Origin of the sequence: Gulosibacter sp. 10 (genome assembly GCF_900163695.1) — a bacterium.
Lineage (GTDB): Bacteria > Actinomycetota > Actinomycetes > Actinomycetales > Microbacteriaceae > Gulosibacter.
On record NZ_FUIC01000011.1, the window covers coordinates 26,267 to 40,993 of the forward strand.

At 71.2% G+C, this 14,727-nt stretch carries 13 protein-coding genes; 10 read left to right on the forward strand and 3 right to left on the reverse strand.

Going from position 1 to position 14,727, the window contains the following annotated elements; genetic code table 11:
• Positions 1–76: 76 nt before the first annotated feature.
• Together FM112_RS03725 and FM112_RS03730 are read right to left on the reverse strand one after the other, a co-directional pair.
• Positions 77–1,078 carry an HAD hydrolase-like protein gene (locus tag FM112_RS03725; protein WP_087003679.1) on the reverse strand — a complete coding sequence of 334 codons (1,002 nt, stop codon included), beginning with the start codon at positions 1,076–1,078 and terminating at the stop codon, positions 77–79.
• Between the two features lie 9 nt (positions 1,079–1,087).
• Positions 1,088–2,197 carry a glycosyltransferase gene (locus tag FM112_RS03730; protein ID WP_087003683.1) on the reverse strand — a complete coding sequence of 370 codons (1,110 nt, stop codon included), beginning with the start codon at positions 2,195–2,197 and terminating at the stop codon, positions 1,088–1,090.
• A 155-nt stretch (positions 2,198–2,352) separates the two neighbouring features.
• Between FM112_RS03730 and FM112_RS03735 the strand changes: the two genes are divergently transcribed.
• The 10 genes from FM112_RS03735 to FM112_RS03780 all read left to right on the forward strand — a co-directional run bounded on the left by FM112_RS03735 (position 2,353) and on the right by FM112_RS03780 (position 13,462).
• On the forward strand, positions 2,353–3,264 hold the full coding sequence (locus FM112_RS03735; protein WP_140400561.1) for a hypothetical protein: 912 nt from the start codon (positions 2,353–2,355) through the stop codon (positions 3,262–3,264).
• Positions 3,265–4,268: 1,004 nt separating this feature from the next.
• The gene (locus FM112_RS17085; RefSeq protein WP_176386654.1) at positions 4,269–5,048 is read left to right on the forward strand and encodes an NAD(P)-binding domain-containing protein; all 780 of its coding nucleotides are present in this window, start codon (positions 4,269–4,271) and stop codon (positions 5,046–5,048) included.
• A 51-nt stretch (positions 5,049–5,099) separates the two neighbouring features.
• The gene (locus FM112_RS03745) at positions 5,100–5,816 is read left to right on the forward strand and encodes a PIG-L deacetylase family protein (protein ID WP_087003691.1); all 717 of its coding nucleotides are present in this window, start codon (positions 5,100–5,102) and stop codon (positions 5,814–5,816) included.
• Complete coding sequence (locus FM112_RS03750) at positions 5,816–6,445, forward strand: dimethylmenaquinone methyltransferase (protein WP_087003693.1); 630 nt, start codon at positions 5,816–5,818, stop codon at positions 6,443–6,445. The genes FM112_RS03745 and FM112_RS03750 overlap by 1 nt, the downstream gene beginning before the upstream one ends.
• Complete coding sequence (locus tag FM112_RS03755) at positions 6,445–7,569, forward strand: ABC transporter ATP-binding protein (RefSeq protein WP_087003696.1); 1,125 nt, start codon at positions 6,445–6,447, stop codon at positions 7,567–7,569. The genes FM112_RS03750 and FM112_RS03755 overlap by 1 nt, the downstream gene beginning before the upstream one ends.
• 5 nt (positions 7,570–7,574) lie before the next feature.
• Positions 7,575–9,332: an iron ABC transporter permease gene (locus tag FM112_RS03760; RefSeq protein WP_087004096.1), complete on the forward strand. Its 1,758-nt coding sequence runs from the start codon at positions 7,575–7,577 to the stop codon at positions 9,330–9,332.
• A 38-nt stretch (positions 9,333–9,370) separates the two neighbouring features.
• A complete protein-coding gene (locus FM112_RS03765) occupies positions 9,371–10,480 on the forward strand; it encodes an ABC transporter substrate-binding protein (protein WP_087003699.1) in 1,110 nt (369 codons plus the stop codon).
• A 66-nt stretch (positions 10,481–10,546) separates the two neighbouring features.
• Entirely contained in the window at positions 10,547–11,185 is a 639-nt protein-coding gene (locus tag FM112_RS03770; protein WP_087003702.1) for a GntR family transcriptional regulator, read from the forward strand.
• A gap of 35 nt (positions 11,186–11,220) precedes the next feature.
• Positions 11,221–12,270 (forward strand): 4-oxalomesaconate tautomerase, encoded by a 1,050-nt coding sequence (locus tag FM112_RS03775; protein WP_087003705.1) that lies wholly within the window; start codon positions 11,221–11,223, stop codon positions 12,268–12,270.
• A gap of 28 nt (positions 12,271–12,298) precedes the next feature.
• On the forward strand, positions 12,299–13,462 hold the full coding sequence (locus FM112_RS03780) for an MFS transporter (protein ID WP_140400562.1): 1,164 nt from the start codon (positions 12,299–12,301) through the stop codon (positions 13,460–13,462).
• 561 nt (positions 13,463–14,023) lie between these two features.
• Here the strand turns inward: FM112_RS03780 and nucS are convergent.
• Positions 14,024–14,719: an endonuclease NucS gene (gene nucS / locus FM112_RS03785; RefSeq protein WP_087003711.1), complete on the reverse strand. Its 696-nt coding sequence runs from the start codon at positions 14,717–14,719 to the stop codon at positions 14,024–14,026.
• Positions 14,720–14,727: the final 8 nt, after the last annotated feature.

Here is a 14,727-nt window from a genome sequence, read left to right on the forward strand (position 1 = left end):
CCAGAGGGAGATCTATCCAGAAGTCCAATGACGAGATGGGCGGCTCTTGCCCTGGAGGGGCGCCGCCGCGCGCCGCCTAGAGCCCCAGCATCGCCCGCAGCTCGACGGCGTTGGTCGCGACGCCGGCGGCGCCCGCATCCTCGCCGACCCGGCCGTAGCCCCACGTGACGTAGATGCAGGGCACGCCGTGCTCGGCCGACCCCTCGACGTCGTAGAAGCGGTCGCCGATCATGATCACGTTCGAGAGGTCCACGCCCTTGCCCTCGAGGCGGGCGAGGGCCTCCGCCACGACCTCGGTCTTCGCGGCGCGCGACTCGTCGGGGCTCGCGCCCGTGACGAAGTCGAACTCGTCGAGGATGCCGTAGTGGTGCAGCACGCGCAGCGCCGAGGGCTCGGGCTTGCTCGTCGCGGTGGATTGGGGAATGCCGGCGCGGTGCACGTCGCGCACGAGCTCGGCGACGCCCGCGAAGGGGGGCGAGTGGTCGAGCCCCGACTCGGAGTGGATCTCGCGATACGTCTCGATGGCGTGATGGATCTCCACCGCGTTGTCGAGGTGGAGCTCCTTGAACGTGTCGATGATCGGCGGGCCGACGTAGGAGAGCAGCGTCTCGTCGTCGGGGATGGGCATGCGGAACACGTCGAGGGTCTTCCGCAGCGCCGCGACGATGCCCGGCGCGGAGTCGGAGATGGTGCCGTCGAGGTCCCAGAGCACGGCGCTGAACGGCGGCGTCGCGGTGCCGCGCGGCAGCTCGCGGGGCTCGAGCGGCCGCGCGTCGGGCTGCTGCAGCCGGACCGGGGTCGTCGGGGCGATGGGGCGCGGCTGCACCACCGTCACCGAGGCGGGCGAGAAGCGGCCGCGAGGTTCGTCCACCTCGCCGCCGCGGTGCTCGCGCGAGGCCGAGCGCGACTCCGAGAAGTCCGAGCCCGCGAACTCCTCCTCGCCGACCGCCTCGTGGGCCGACAGCGAGACCTCCGCCTCGGGATCGAGCTCCTCGAGCAGCGGCGCGTCGTCGAGCGCCCGGTCGTCGTCGGTCTGGCGGGAGGTGCCGGAGTCGGTCGTGGCGTCAGGCTCGGTCATTCCTCCAGCCTATCGCCGCGCCGCCGCGAGGTCCCGGGCGGTGGCCCAGAGGGTCTCGGCCGAGCGCGCCCAGTCGAAGCGGGCGAGGTGAGCCCTGCCGGCCTCGAGGATGCGGGCGCGCGTCTCCGGATCCTCGAGCTCGCGCACGCGGGCGGCGAACGCCGGCGCATCCGCCGCGGGGAAGTAGAGGGCCCCGCCCCCGGCGACCTCGTGGAAGATCGGCATGTCGGTCGCGACCACGGGCACCCCCACGGCCATGGCCTCGGCCAGCGGCAGCCCGAAGCCCTCGTCGACCGAGGCGGTCACGAGCGCGGCGTCATCGGCTAGCAGCGCCGCGTACTCCTCGTCGCTCACGCCGCCGTGGAAGACGACGTCGGCGCCCTCGGGCACGAGAGCCTCGAGCTCGTGGCGGCGGTCGTCCGAGATACGGCTGAGCAGGTGCAGCGTGCGGCCGGGCAGCTCCGCCATGCCGGCGATGAGCGTCTCGACCCCCTTGTACGGCAGGAACGCGCCCATGTACACGAGGTTGCGGACGGGGCGCCGCGCCGCGCCGTCGAGGCGGGCCAGCGCGTCCTCGTCGAGCAGCGCGCGCAGATCGTTGGGCGCATTCGGCACGACCACCACGGGGCGCTTCGTGAGGCGCGCCTCGAGGATCTCGCGCCTCGAGGTCTCGGAGACCGTGGCCACGACGTCCGCGCCGTTCAGCGCCGCCCGCTGGGGCCAGTAGGTGAGGTGGTACGCGCGCCAGCCGAGGCGTAGCAGGGGGTTGAGGTGCGTGGGCGGCTTGCGATGGCGGTAGTAGATGAGGTCGTGCAGGGTGAGGATGACCTTGAACCTGCGGCCCGCGGTGCCGATGGTCTGCAGCGGTGAGAACACGACGTCGGGTCGGTACTTGTTGAGCTTGAGGGCGGCGATCGGCTCGAGGGGCGATTCGTTGGAGTGGAGCAGCAGCCACTTCGCGTCCGCGGGCAGGTGCTCGAGCTGGCGCTCGTCGTGGATGAGGAAGGTCGTCTCGTCCGGCGATTGCGCGTGCACCGCCGCGGCCAGCTGGGCCGAGTAGCGGCTGATGCCGTCGTGGAAGTCGGTGCGGATGTATCGCGCGTCGAAGAAGAATCGCATCGGTCCGAGCTTAGCCGCCGGGGCCCTCGCCGGGCTGCCGTTCCGGATGCGTATAGGTCGCAGGACCGTATATCCGGGTTGTGCGCGCCATTCGCATCCGGAATGGCGGCCCGCCCCGTACACTTCGAACGACTGCCGCCGAACGAGGGATGCCCGTGACCGAGAGCCCGCCGATCAGACTCGGATCCGAATTCGCCTGCCGGATCGGCGAGGGCCCCATCCCGCGGACCGACGCCGAGCTCGCCGGGGCCCTCGCCGGGGCCGTGGACCGAGCGCTCGAGGAGGTCGGGGCGTCGCTTCCGGCCCCCGCGCGGGAGCGGGTGCTGGCCGGCTTCGCGGCGCATCCCGACATCGCGCGCATCGCGCTCGACCTCGGCGGCGCGGTCTTCCGCGTCGAGGAGCCCGGCGACGGGGCCGACCCGGACGCGGCGGGGTTCCGTCCGGTCGTCGCGAGCCGGACCGAGTCAGAGGTCGACCGCTTGGCGCTCGAGGCCGACACCCTCCGGATCGAGACGCTGCCGGTGCGGATAGCGCTGGACGCGCACAGGCTGGGGGTCGCCTGGCTCGTCGATACCGGGGGCGGCCTGTGGCTCGATCTCGGCGAGCGCAAGCTCGAGGGCTTCTCGGCGGAGGGCGAGGTGGAGTTCGACATCGACGACGCGCGCGCCATGGTGCGGGCCCTCGCGGAACGGCTTGCGAAGGAGTCGTCGGCGCGCGTGAAGCGGGTCGATTTCGACCTCGAGGTGGAGCGGCCGCTGGGCGGCGAGCAGGCGGTGACGATGACCGGGGTGCTCGACGGCGGCTATCGGTTCATCGGCACGCGCGTCGACTTCTCGGCGCGGGTGCTGATCCGCACCGGGACGGCCGTCGCGATCGTCGAGGATGTCTCGCTCAAGGCCTCCAACCCGCTCGCGAAGTTCGCCCTCCTGGCGTTGCGCAGGCGCATCCGCGCCGTCATCGGGGAGCCGATCGATCTCGTGTCGAAGCTTCCCGAGGGCTACCGTGCGGAGCACCTTGAGCTGCGCATGCGCGGTCGCACGCTCATCGCGACCGTGCGGCTGGCGTAGGGCGAGGGCGCCTTGCCGATGCAGCCGTCGCGCGCTGCAACTGGGTTTGCCGCGGGCTGCCGTTCCGGATGCGAATAGGATGCGGAACCCCCTATATAGGTTGTGAACGCCATACGCATCCGGAACAGCAGACGGAGCCGACGCAGGCCGGCGCCGGCCCCCGGGCCGCTCAGAACAGCTCGGCGCGATCAGGCGCGCCTTGGATAGGACACCGGCCCCTGGAACAGCCGGGCCGGGCCGGACCGAGTGGGAACCGCGCCGCGCCGGGCCGGGCCGAGTCGGAACCGCGCCGGGCCGAGTCGGAGCCGGATCTGGAGCGCGATCGAACGGGGGCATATAGCCCTGCCGTAGACGCATTCGTCTCGGGGCGGCTATTCGGCGCGGCGGCGCCGTCCCGGTGCGTGCTTCGCCGGCCTGGATGGGTCGTATGACTCTGCTGTTGATGTATTTGTCTCGGGCAGGCTGGCTATGTGGTTCGGGAACGCAGGTCGGTGAGGCTTGTTGAGCCGAGTAGGGGCGTATGGCCTCGCTGTCGATGTATCGGCCTCCGGTGGGCCATGTGGCTCAATGGTGCAGTTCGTCGAGTGCTGTGCGGGGCCGGGTGGAGGCACATGGCCCCGCCATCGACGCATTCGCCTCGGGCTGGCTATTCGTCCCGAACAGCGGGGTGGCGTCCGATGGATATGTGCCGGATGCCGATCCGAGCATCTTCTCCGCCTCGGCCGTCCCATGCATCGTTTCCGGACGTCGCTTTCGCGTGCCGTCTCCGCGCGCGGACCTCGTGCGCCCAACTCCTTGGCACTGCCCCCTTGACCCCGGCCCCCATGCCGACCTTTCACTCCCACCTTTCCCGCTGCCCCGTCGTCATACCGGCCCGCCCCGCCCGGTTACGCCGCCCTGCTCTCTCCTGCAAAATAGTCGACAAGATTGTCAGACGAAAAGATAGACAGAATCGTCAGCAATGTGTAGATTCGCAGTATCTGGCAAAGGCGACAGGAGGCGTTGTGGCGAAGGTAGTGGTTCTCGGACTCGGAGAGGCCGGCGCGCTGTACGCCCGCGGACTGCGGGAGCGCGGATTCGACGTGGTCGGCTACGACCCGTTCGTCCGGCTCGACGAGCCCGGGATCGAGCAGGCCGAGACGATCGCGGCCGCGGTCGAGGGCGCGGAGCTCGTGCTCTCGCTCGTGGGGGCGCGGGCGGCGGAGGCGGTGGCCCGGGAGGTCTTCGGCGCCGCGGTCGAGGGCACGGTCTACGCCGACCTCAACACGGCAGCGCCCGACCTGAAGGCCGCCCTTGAACGGGAGGCCGCAGGCGCGGGTATCGCGTTCGCCGATATCGCCGTGCTCGCCCCGGTGCCCCGTGCTGGCGCGGCCACGCCCCTCATGGCGAGCGGCACGGGCGCGGAGCGCTTCGCCCGCATCATGGCGCACGCGGGCGCCGAGATCGACGTGATCCCCGGCCCGGCTGGCGACGCCGCGGGGCGGAAGCTCATCCGCAGCGCGTTCATGAAGGGCCTGGCCGCCGTCGTGATCGAGAGCGTCGGTGCGGCGCAGAAGGCCGGCTGCGAGCCGTGGCTCCGCGGACAGATCGCGAACGAGCTCACGGGCGATCCGGACGCCCTCGTGGACCGGCTCATCGACGGGTCCCGGCAGCACGCCGGCCGTCGCGTCCACGAGCTCGCCGATACGCGCGCGTATCTCGAGTCCATCGGCCAGCCCACGCGGGTCGTCGACGCGGCCCACTCGTGGCTCGCCTCGTTCCTCGACGATCAGCCGGCGCGCTAGGCCGCGCACCATCCCGACAGCCAAGTCCACCTCGGAAGAAGGACAACACGAATGGAACAGAAACGACTGCTCGTGGTCGGCGCGCACAGCGCCGACTTCGTCTGGCGCGCCGCGGGCGCGATCGCCAAGCACACGCTCGGCGGCGGAGACGCCAGGGTCGTCGCGCTCTCCTACGGCGAGCGGGGAGAGTCCGGCGAGCTCTGGAAGGAGCCCGGGCAGACGGTCGAGAACGTGAAGCGGCACCGCCACGCCGAGGCCGAGGCGGCCGCGAACGAGGTCGGCGCGTCCTTCGAGGGGTTCGACCTCGGGGACTACCCCCTGCAGATCACCGATGAGGCGATCGAGCGCCTCGCGGAGCTCATGCGCGACTACCGGCCGCACATCGTGCTCACCCATCCGGACAAGGATCCCTTCAACCCCGATCACCCGGTGGCCAGCACCGCGGTCTCCAGGGCGCGCCTGCTCACGGCCGGCGCGGTCGTCGAGGCGGGGTTCCGAACCGCTCCGCCGAGCGAGTTCCTCGTCTTCGAGCCGCACCAGCCCGAGCTGTGCGGATTCGTGCCGAGCCTGTTCGTGGACATCACCGAGGTGTTCGAGCAGAAGAAGCGGGCGATGGGATGCATGAAGGCGCAGTCCTATCTGCAGCAGTACTACGCGGAGCGCGCCGAGCACCGCGGCAACCACGCCCGCAAGGTCACCGGCGACAAGTCCATCCGCCAGGCCGAGGCGTTCATGCGCCTCGTGCCCAACGTGGTCGGGGCGCTGTGATGGGCGGCGCCGCGATGGCGGAGCTGGCCCGGCTCGGCTCGGCCACCGTCTACGAGGCCCAGGGCCGGCGGGGGCTCATCGACGCGGATCTGATCCCGCTCGCACCGGGCGCCCGGATCGCGGGCCCCGCTCGCACGGTGCTCTGCGCGCAGGACGACAACCGCGGCGTGCACGAGCTCTGCGCCCGCATCCGGCCGGGCGAGGTGGCGGTGCTCGCGATGCCCGAGCCCCGACCGGTGGCGCTGATCGGCGACCTGCTCGTCACCCAGCTCGAGCGCGCTGGCGCGATCGCGATCCTCACGGACTCGAGCGTCAGGGACGTCGCCGATCTGCGCGGCATGGGCATCCCGATCTGGACCCGATGGGTCCGCGCCCGGGGCGCGGGGAAGGAGACCCGGGGCCGGGTCGACGCCGAGGTGCGGATCGGGGGCGCCGCGATCCGCAGCGGCGACGCGGTGATCCTCGACGACGACGGCGGGACGGTCGTCGAATCGGAGCGGATCCCGGAGGCGGCCCGGCTCGGCCGGGCCCGGGAGGAGAAGGAGGCCCGGCTCCGCGAACGGTGGCGGGGCGGCGAGCTCTCCTACGACGCGTACGGCTTCCGAGCCGAGGACGAAGGGAATCGGTAATGGACATCAAGGTTGAGGGGTTGACGCTCCAGTACGGCGACAACGTCGCCGTACGCGATCTCGACGTGGAGATCGGGAAGGGCGAGTCCCTCGTGCTCCTGGGGCAGTCGGGCTGCGGCAAGACCAGCACGATGCGGTGCATCGCCGGGCTCGAGACCCCGACCACCGGCAGGATCACGGTGGGCGACACCGTGCTCTTCGATGCGGAGCGCGGCATCAACAGGCCCTCGAACAAGCGCAATATCGGCATGGTCTTCCAGTCCTACGCCATCTGGCCGCACATGACGGTGTTCGAGAACGTGGCGTTCTCGCTGACCATCAGGCGGCGGCCCAAGCAGGAGGTGCGCGACCGCGTCATGGAGACGCTCGAGCTCGTCGGGCTCGAGGGCTTCGCCGACCGCGGTGCCTCCCGGCTCAGCGGCGGGCAGATGCAGCGCGTGGCGCTCGCGAGGAGCCTCGTGATGCAGCCCTCGGTCATGCTGCTCGACGAGCCGCTGTCGAACCTCGACGCACGGCTGCGGACGCGGCTGCGCGCCGACCTCCGGGAGCTGCAGCAGTCGCTCGGCCTCACCTCCGTCTACGTCACGCACGACCAGGAGGAGGCGCTGGCGCTGGCGGATCGGATCGCGATGATGCAGTTCGGCCGGATCGTCCAGATCGGCTCCCCGCACGAGATCTACTCGAAGCCCAGGAGCGCCTCGATCGCCGACTTCCTGGGCGTGGGCAACGTCCTGCCGGTGGAGCCGCTGGACGGCGCGCACGTGCGGATCGCGGGATCCGACATCGCGCTGCAGGTGCCCGAATACGTGCCGGCCGACGAGCTGCGCGCGTGCATCCGCGCCGAGGACATCGAGTACATCGACGAGGAGTCGGGCGCGAACTGCATCCGCGGCCGCGTCGCCACCCGCGAATTCCTCGGCGCCACCGCCGTCTACCGGGTGCAGGTCGCACCGGACGTGCAGCTCGAGGTGGCCGGCAGCAAGCGGCATCTGCCGCCGCAGACCGAGGGGGAGGAGATCCTGCTGCGCCTCGACGTCGAGGCGATCCAGGTGCTGCCCGCCGACGTGGACGACATCCCCCGGTCCGACGTGCCGACCACCTCGGTGGGGCAAGTGGGGGTGTGATGGCGATGACGACTCGAACCGAGGAGCGCCGTCCCGCGCAGAAGCCGGCGCAGCGCCGCGGCGGCCGCGGCGGCGCGACCATCCGGCGCGGGATCTTCCCAGCCGTGCTCTACGCGGTGCTCGCGATCCTCATCCTGCTCCCCATCGCGCTGGTCGTGCTCTCCGCGTTCACCGACTCTCCGCCGCGGCCGGGCAACATCAACCTGACCGGGCTGACCCTCGAGAACTTCCGCACGGTCTTCGGGCCCGGCACGGGCCAGGCGGCCGTCAACTCGCTCATCGTCGGGGTCGGCTCGTCCGTGCTCGCGCTGCTCATCGGCGGGTTCCTCGCGTTCATCACGGCGAGGACGAACGTGTACGCGAAGGGCTTCCTCTACTTCGTCGGCCTCGTGCCGATGTTCCTGCCCTCCTACGTCGGGGCGCTGGCCTGGGCGGTGCTGGGCGGGCCGAACGCGGGGCTCATCAACATCCTCGCCCGCGATCTGGGGCTGCCCCAGCTCGTGGACATCTTCAACATCGGCGGGCTCATCTTCGTGCTCGCGCTCTACTACGCGCCGTACGCGTTCCTGCTCATCCACTCGTCGCTGAGCCTGATGAGCCCGGATCTCGAGGAGGCCGCGCGCATCCACGGCGCGACCCCGGGCCGGGTGCTCCGCAGGGTCACGCTGCCGCTCGCACTGCCGGCGATCCTCGGCGCGGGGATCCTCATCTTCGTGCTCACCGTGGAGAACTTCCCGGTGTCGCAGATCATCGGCTCGGCCGGCGGCCTGGACACGCTGCCCACGTACATCTACCGGCTCATGAACTCGGCGCCCTCGCGGGCGAACGAGGCGGCGGCCGTGGCGATCACGCTGGTGCTCATCGTGCTCGTGGTCACGGCCATCCAGCGCCGGATCGTGTCGAAGCGGAGCTTCACCACGGTCTCCGGCAAGGGGATGAAGCTCGGCGTCGTCGGGCTGGGGTGGTTCCGCGCCCCCGCGCTGATCATCGGCATCCTCTACTTCACGCTCTCGGCGGTGCTGCCGATCGCGGCGCTGCTGTTCGTGACGCTGCACGACTCGCCCTATATCGGCAGCGTGGTGGGCGCCTTCGCCGACGGGCGGCTCTCCCTCGACATGTTCGCCGACACGCTCTCCTCGGACCTCGTGCTGCGAGCCACGATGAACTCGGTGATCGTCGCGGTGGCCGCCGCGCTGATCGGCACGATCCTCGCGTTCGTGATCTCCTACGTCGTGAACCGCACGAAGCTGCCTGGCAAGGAGGGGCTCGGGTACGTCTCGATGCTGCCCCTCGCGGTGCCGTCGATCGTGCTGGGCCTGGGCCTGCTGTGGACCTGGCTGATCATGCCGCTTCCGGTCTACGGCACGCTCCTCGTGCTGATCATCGCGTTCGTAGCGGCGCAGATGCCGCAGGGCTACCAGGGCGCGAGCAGCTCGATCCTGCAGGTGCACGCCGACCTCGAGGACAGCGCGGTCATGCACGGCGCGAGCCGGTGGCGGGCGGTGTCGAAGATCACGGTGCCGCTGCTGCGGGTGCCGCTGACCTCGACCTTCCTGCTGCTGCTCATGCTCTCGATGCGCGAGCTCACCGTGCCACTGTTCCTGTTCACGACCGATACCCGGCTCATCTCGATCGTCATCTTCGACGACTTCGAGAACGGCATCCTGCAGCGCAGCGCGGCCACGAGCCTCGTGTACTGCGTCGTGATCTTCATCCTCGCCTTCTTCTCCCAGAAGGTCGGCGCCAAGCAGAAGAACGTCTAGCAACACCAACACGCATTTCATCCGATGGAGGACGAATCATGAACCGGAAACGTACCACTGGCCTCGCGGCGGCCGCCGCCGCGGCACTGCTGCTGGCGGGCTGCTCGGGCGGGGGAGGCGGCGCGGCCGCCGAGAACGTCACCGAGGACGGCCAGCTCGTCATCGACGGGCAGCTCATCGCCGACGCCGAGCTGTTCGCCGCGGCGCAGGAGGAGGGCTCGCTCACCTTCTACACCGGCGGCAGCGAGGTCTCGGAGCAGCAGGCGGCCGAGGCGTTCACCGAGGCCACCGGCATCGACGTGGACATCGTTCGGCTGGCGCCGAACAAGCTCAACGAGCGGATCCTCTCCGAGCAGGCCGCGGGCCAGCTCGCCGCGGACGTCATCAGGATCTCCGGCGAGGATCTCATCGAGGGCATCGCCGACGCGGGCGCCTTCGCCCCCACGACGCTGTCCGCGGACGTGGCGGACGGCCTGTTCGAGGAGGCGGTGTACGACGACGGGCTCTACTACTCGAGCTTCGACCGGGTCTACAGCTTCGGCTACAACAGCCAGATCGTCGAGGAGGCGGATGCGCCGCAGAACTGGGAGGACCTGCTCGACCCCAAGTGGGACGGACAGATCGGCATCGTGCAGGTGGGCGCCGGCGGCAGCACCGCGGCCCTCACCCGCTTCCAGTTCGATCGCCTCGGCGAGGAGTGGATGGAGGGGCTCGCGGCCAACAACCCGCGCATCTACGACTCCTCGGCCGCGCTCACCGACGGCCTCGCCCGCGGGGAGATCTCGATCGGCACGATCCCGATCGCGACGGGCTATTCGGCGGTGCTCGACGGAGCGCCGATCTCGATCGCGACGCCCGAGGAGGGCGCGGCGGCCTACCCGTTCTACCTCGGGCAGACCCAGTCGGCGAGCAACCCCGCGGCCGCCGAGGTCTTCGTCAACTGGCTCCTCTCGGACGAGGGGCAGGCGCTCGCGGCGTCCATCGGCGACTTCCCGGTCCGGGAGGGCGCTCCGAACCCGAGCATCGGCGACATCGAGCTCCCCTCGGCGGACAGCGACTTCGTCTTCCGCTCAACCCTGGAGGAATCGCTGGATAATCTGGAACCTGACGCTGACAAGTGGGCCGAGATCTTCGGTTATACGGGCTAGCAGTCGAGCGTCGGGGCGGGCTGCTCCCGCCCCGACGCACGACCCAACAACGACGGCGGAGAAGACATGGACCTTGCGGCACGAATTCGCGAACAGATCCTTGCCGGTGACCTGGTGCCGAAGCAGCGCCTCATCGAGACGGACCTCTCGGAGGAGTTCGGCGCATCCAGGCCCGCCGTGCGCGAGGCGCTGAGCGAGCTCGCGGGGGAGGGCCTGGTCGAGCGCAAGGCCAACCGCGGCGCCCGGGTGCGGGTGGTCGAGTTCGAGGAGGCGATCGAGATCGCCGAGGCGCGCCGGGCGCTCGAGAGCCTGTGCGCGAAGAAGGCCGCCGCCGCGGTGTCGGACGCCGAGATCGCCGAGCTCCGCGAGATCGGCGCCGCGATGCAGGAGGCGGTCGAGACCGGCGACCGCGAGCGGTACGCGCTGAAGAACCGCGAGCTCCACCGCCGGGTCCACGAGATCTCGGGGCAGAACACCGCCCGGGCGCTCATCATGCGGCTTCGCGGGCAGAACGTCCGCCAGCAGTACCGGCTGGCGCAGAAGCCCGGCCGCGCAAACGTATCCGTCCACGAGCACCTCGCGATCATCGAGGCGATCTGCAGGCGAGACCCGGAGGCCGCGGAGGCGGCGATGGCCGCCCACCTGGACAGCGTGATCCGGGCCATGCACGAGGTGCACGACCAGGAGACCGCCGCCCGCAAGTAGATCCTCGGGCGCGGCGCTCCGAACGAAAGAGACCGATGACTTCAGGAATCCGATGCTTCGTCATGCGCGGGGGGACGTCGAAGGGCGCCTACTTCCTCGCCGAGGAACTCCCCGACGACCCGCGCGAGCGCGACGACCTGCTGCTGCGCATCATGGGCTCGCCCGATCCCCGGCAGATCGACGGGATCGGCGGCGCGCATCCGCTGACGAGCAAGGTGGCGGTCGTGCGCCGGCGCGAGGACGGGGTGGGATACCTCTTCCTCCAGGTCGCGGTGGACTCCGCGAGCGTCAGCGCGAAGCAGAACTGCGGGAACCTGCTCGCCGGCGTGGGGCCGTTCGCGATCGAGCGCGGGCTCGTCGAGCCGGAGGACGGCACGACGCGGGTGCCGATCGCGCTGGAGAACACCGGGGGGCGGGCCGTCGCGAGGGTCGCCACGCCGGGCGGGCGCGTCGAATACGACGGCGAGACGCGCATCGACGGCGTCCCCGGCACCGCGGCCGCCGTGGTCCTCGACTTCCTCGACACCGCGGGGTCGAGCTGCGGCGCGCTGCTGCCCACCGGCAACGAGCGCGATCTCGTGGACGGCCTCTGGGTCACCTGCGTCGACAACGGCATGCCCACGGTCCTGCTCCGCGCGGCGGACCTCGGCCTCGCGGGCGACGAGTCCGTCGAGGAACTGGAGGCGGACGAGCGGCTCCGCGCCAGGCTGGAGCGGGTGCGCTCGGCGGCCGGCCGGCTGATGGGCCTGGGCGAGGTGCGGGAGACCACGGTTCCGAAGATGACGATCCTCTCGCCGGCCCGGTCGGGCGGGACGGTCACGACCCGGACGTTCATCCCGCACCGATGCCACTCGTCCATCGGCGTGCTGGGGGCGGCGAGCGTGGCGGCCGGCGTGCGGCTGCCGCGGGGGATCGCCCGCGATCTCGTGGGCGAGATCGGCACGCGCATGTCGATCGAGCATCCCACCGGCGCGTTCGAGGTCGAGCTCGAGGTCGACGAGGACGGCGCTATCCGCCGGACGGGCGCCGTGCGGACCGCGCGGCCCATCATGGACGGCGTGGTGTTCCCGCGCCCCCGGCGCTGAGGCGCTGGTGCGCCCGGGCGATCGGACGGTGCGACTCGTCCTGCTGCTCGTCCACGCCGTGACGGTGCAGATCATCAGCTATGCGATGCGCCCCGCGATCTCCTACGGCCTGCTCGAGATCGGCGGGGGCGGCGGATGGATCGGCGTGGCCACGGCGGCCTTCGCGGTGCCCCCGCTCATCCTCGCCGTCCCCGCCGGGCGGCTCGCGGACCGGCTCGGCGAGCGCGTGCCGCTCGTGATGGGCGGGCTCTCGTTCCTCGCCGCCTGCCTGCTCGCGCTCTTCGCGGGCGGCGCGATCTGGGGCCTGGTGCTGGCCACCGCCCTGCTCGGACTCGGCGTGCTGTTCTCGGTGGTGGGCGAGCAGACCTGGGTGATGCGGGATGCGGGGAGGGGCCGGCTCGACAACGTCTTCGGCCTCTACACCTTCGCCACCTCCTCGGGTCAGATGCTTGGCCCGCTGCTGCTCATGCAACCGGGGCGGCAGGATTCGCCCGAGCTGGCGCCGGTGATGATCGCCTGCCTCTGCGTCGCGGCGGCGTGCTTCGGGCTGTCCTTCGCGGTCAGGCCGACGCTCGAGCGCGGCGGCTCGCCCGCGCCGGCGGAGCGGATGCTGCCGGAGGCGTGGCGGCTGCTGCGGAGGCGGGGCGTGCCGCAGGCGCTCATCGCGAGCAGCCTCACGCTCACGTCTCTGGACATCCTGCTGGTCTATCTGCCCCTGCTGGCGCAGGAGCGGATGCTGGCGCCGGCCGTGCTCGCGGTGCTCCTCACCGTGAGGGGGCTGGCCACGATGGGGTCTCGGCTGCTGCTCGGCCTGCTCACCTCGAGACTCGGGCGCCGCCGGGTGCTCATCTGGGCGACTGCGGGAGCCGCGCTGGCGATGATCGCGTGCGCCGCGCCCGTGCCGGTCTGGGCGCTGCTGCTCGCGTGCGCGGTCTACGGCTTCGCGGCGGGGGCCGTGCAGCCGCTCACGATGTCGTGGATGACGCTCGTGACGCCGCGCGAGATCCGCGGGGTCGGCGCGTCGATGCGCCTGGTGGGCAACCGCGCGGGCCAGACCGCCATCCCCCTCGCGGTGGCCGGCCTCTCGGTGGTGTCCGGCGCGGCGGCGGTGTTCATCGCGACCGGGGCGAGCCTCTTCATCGCCGCGGGCCTGTCGCGAGCGGCCCCCGAGGACGATGCCGAGGACGGGTAGCCGCTCCCGGCGCGGCGTCCGGCGCGGCTTCCGGCGCGGCGCGCGGAGTGGCGCCGGCGTCCAGAGCGGGGCTTGGCGGCTCCCGGAGTCCCGGCGAGCACTCGATGCCCCGGCGGGGCTTCGCGGAGCCGGGACTCGGTCGTGCGGCCGGATCGGGACGTATGGCCCCGCCGTCGACGTATCCGTCTCGGGCCGGCTATGCGTCCCGGAGGCGTCATCTGGTGGGTTTGGTCGAGCCGGATGGGGCGCATGGCCCCGCTGTCGACGTATTCGTCTCCGGCCGGCTATGTGCCCCGAAGGCGCTGTCTGGGGGTCGTCGGATCGGATTGGGATGTGTGGCTTCGCCGTGGAGGTATTCGCTTCGGGCTGGCTATGCGTCCCGGAGGCGTCATCTGGTGGGTGTGGTCAAGTAACCGGATGGGGGTGCATGGCCTCGCCGTCGACGTATCCGCCTCGGGCCGGCTATGCGTCCCGAAAACGCAGGTCGGCGGCTCGGAGGTGCAGGCCGGCGGCGGGGCAAAGGCCTGCCCCCGGAAGACACAGACCGGTGCCCCGGCCCGCTCAGAACAGCCGCAGGTGGCCCGACTCGTCGCCGCGCATCTCCTCGTAGTCGAGCACGACGCAGCGGATGCCGCGATCCTCGGCGAGGGTGCGCGCCTGCGGCCGGATCTCCTGGGCGGCGAAGACGCCCTGCACGGGTGCGAGCAGCGGGTCGCGGTTCATGAGCTCCAGGTAGCGGGTGAGCTGCTCGACGCCGTCGATCTCGCCGCGGCGCTTGATCTCGACGGCCACGGCGCGACCGGATTCGTCGCGCGCGAGGATGTCGACGGGCCCGATCGCGGTCATGTACTCGCGGCGCACGAGCGTGTGGCCGTCGCCGAGGCGCTCGATCTGCGCGGCCAGCAGCTCCTGCAGATGCGATTCGACGCCGTCCTTGGTGAGCCCCGGGTCGGTGCCGAGCTCGAAGCGCTCGTCCGAGATCCACTCGTAGATGTTCACGCGCAGCCGGTCGCCGGACTTGCGGTGCACGACCTCCCAGCACTCGATGACCCCGGCGAGCTGCTGCTCCTCGCTCAGCTCCGCCATGCTGAGCACGGCGGGCGGGCTCATCCAGTTGAGCGGCTTGTAGGAGCCGCCGTCGCTGTGGATGAGCAGGGAGCCGTCGGCCTTGTGGATGAGCAGGCGCGTGGCTTCGGGCAGGTGCGAGGTGAGCCGGCCGACGTAGTCGACCGAGCAGCGGGCAATGACGAGGCGCATCCGTGCAA

Coding starts and splice junctions, on each gene's coding strand:
- FM112_RS03725 (WP_087003679.1), bottom strand. CDS start 1,078: ATGACCGAGCCTGACGCCACGACCGACTCCGGCACCTCCCGCCAGACC.
- FM112_RS03730 (WP_087003683.1), bottom strand. CDS start 2,197: ATGCGATTCTTCTTCGACGCGCGATACATCCGCACCGACTTCCACGAC.
- FM112_RS03745 (WP_087003691.1), top strand. CDS start 5,100: ATGGAACAGAAACGACTGCTCGTGGTCGGCGCGCACAGCGCCGACTTC.
- FM112_RS03750 (WP_087003693.1), top strand. CDS start 5,816: ATGGGCGGCGCCGCGATGGCGGAGCTGGCCCGGCTCGGCTCGGCCACC.
- FM112_RS03755 (WP_087003696.1), top strand. CDS start 6,445: ATGGACATCAAGGTTGAGGGGTTGACGCTCCAGTACGGCGACAACGTC.
- FM112_RS03760 (WP_087004096.1), top strand. CDS start 7,575: ATGACGACTCGAACCGAGGAGCGCCGTCCCGCGCAGAAGCCGGCGCAG.
- FM112_RS03765 (WP_087003699.1), top strand. CDS start 9,371: ATGAACCGGAAACGTACCACTGGCCTCGCGGCGGCCGCCGCCGCGGCA.
- FM112_RS03770 (WP_087003702.1), top strand. CDS start 10,547: ATGGACCTTGCGGCACGAATTCGCGAACAGATCCTTGCCGGTGACCTG.
- FM112_RS03775 (WP_087003705.1), top strand. CDS start 11,221: ATGACTTCAGGAATCCGATGCTTCGTCATGCGCGGGGGGACGTCGAAG.
- nucS (WP_087003711.1), bottom strand. CDS start 14,719: ATGCGCCTCGTCATTGCCCGCTGCTCGGTCGACTACGTCGGCCGGCTC.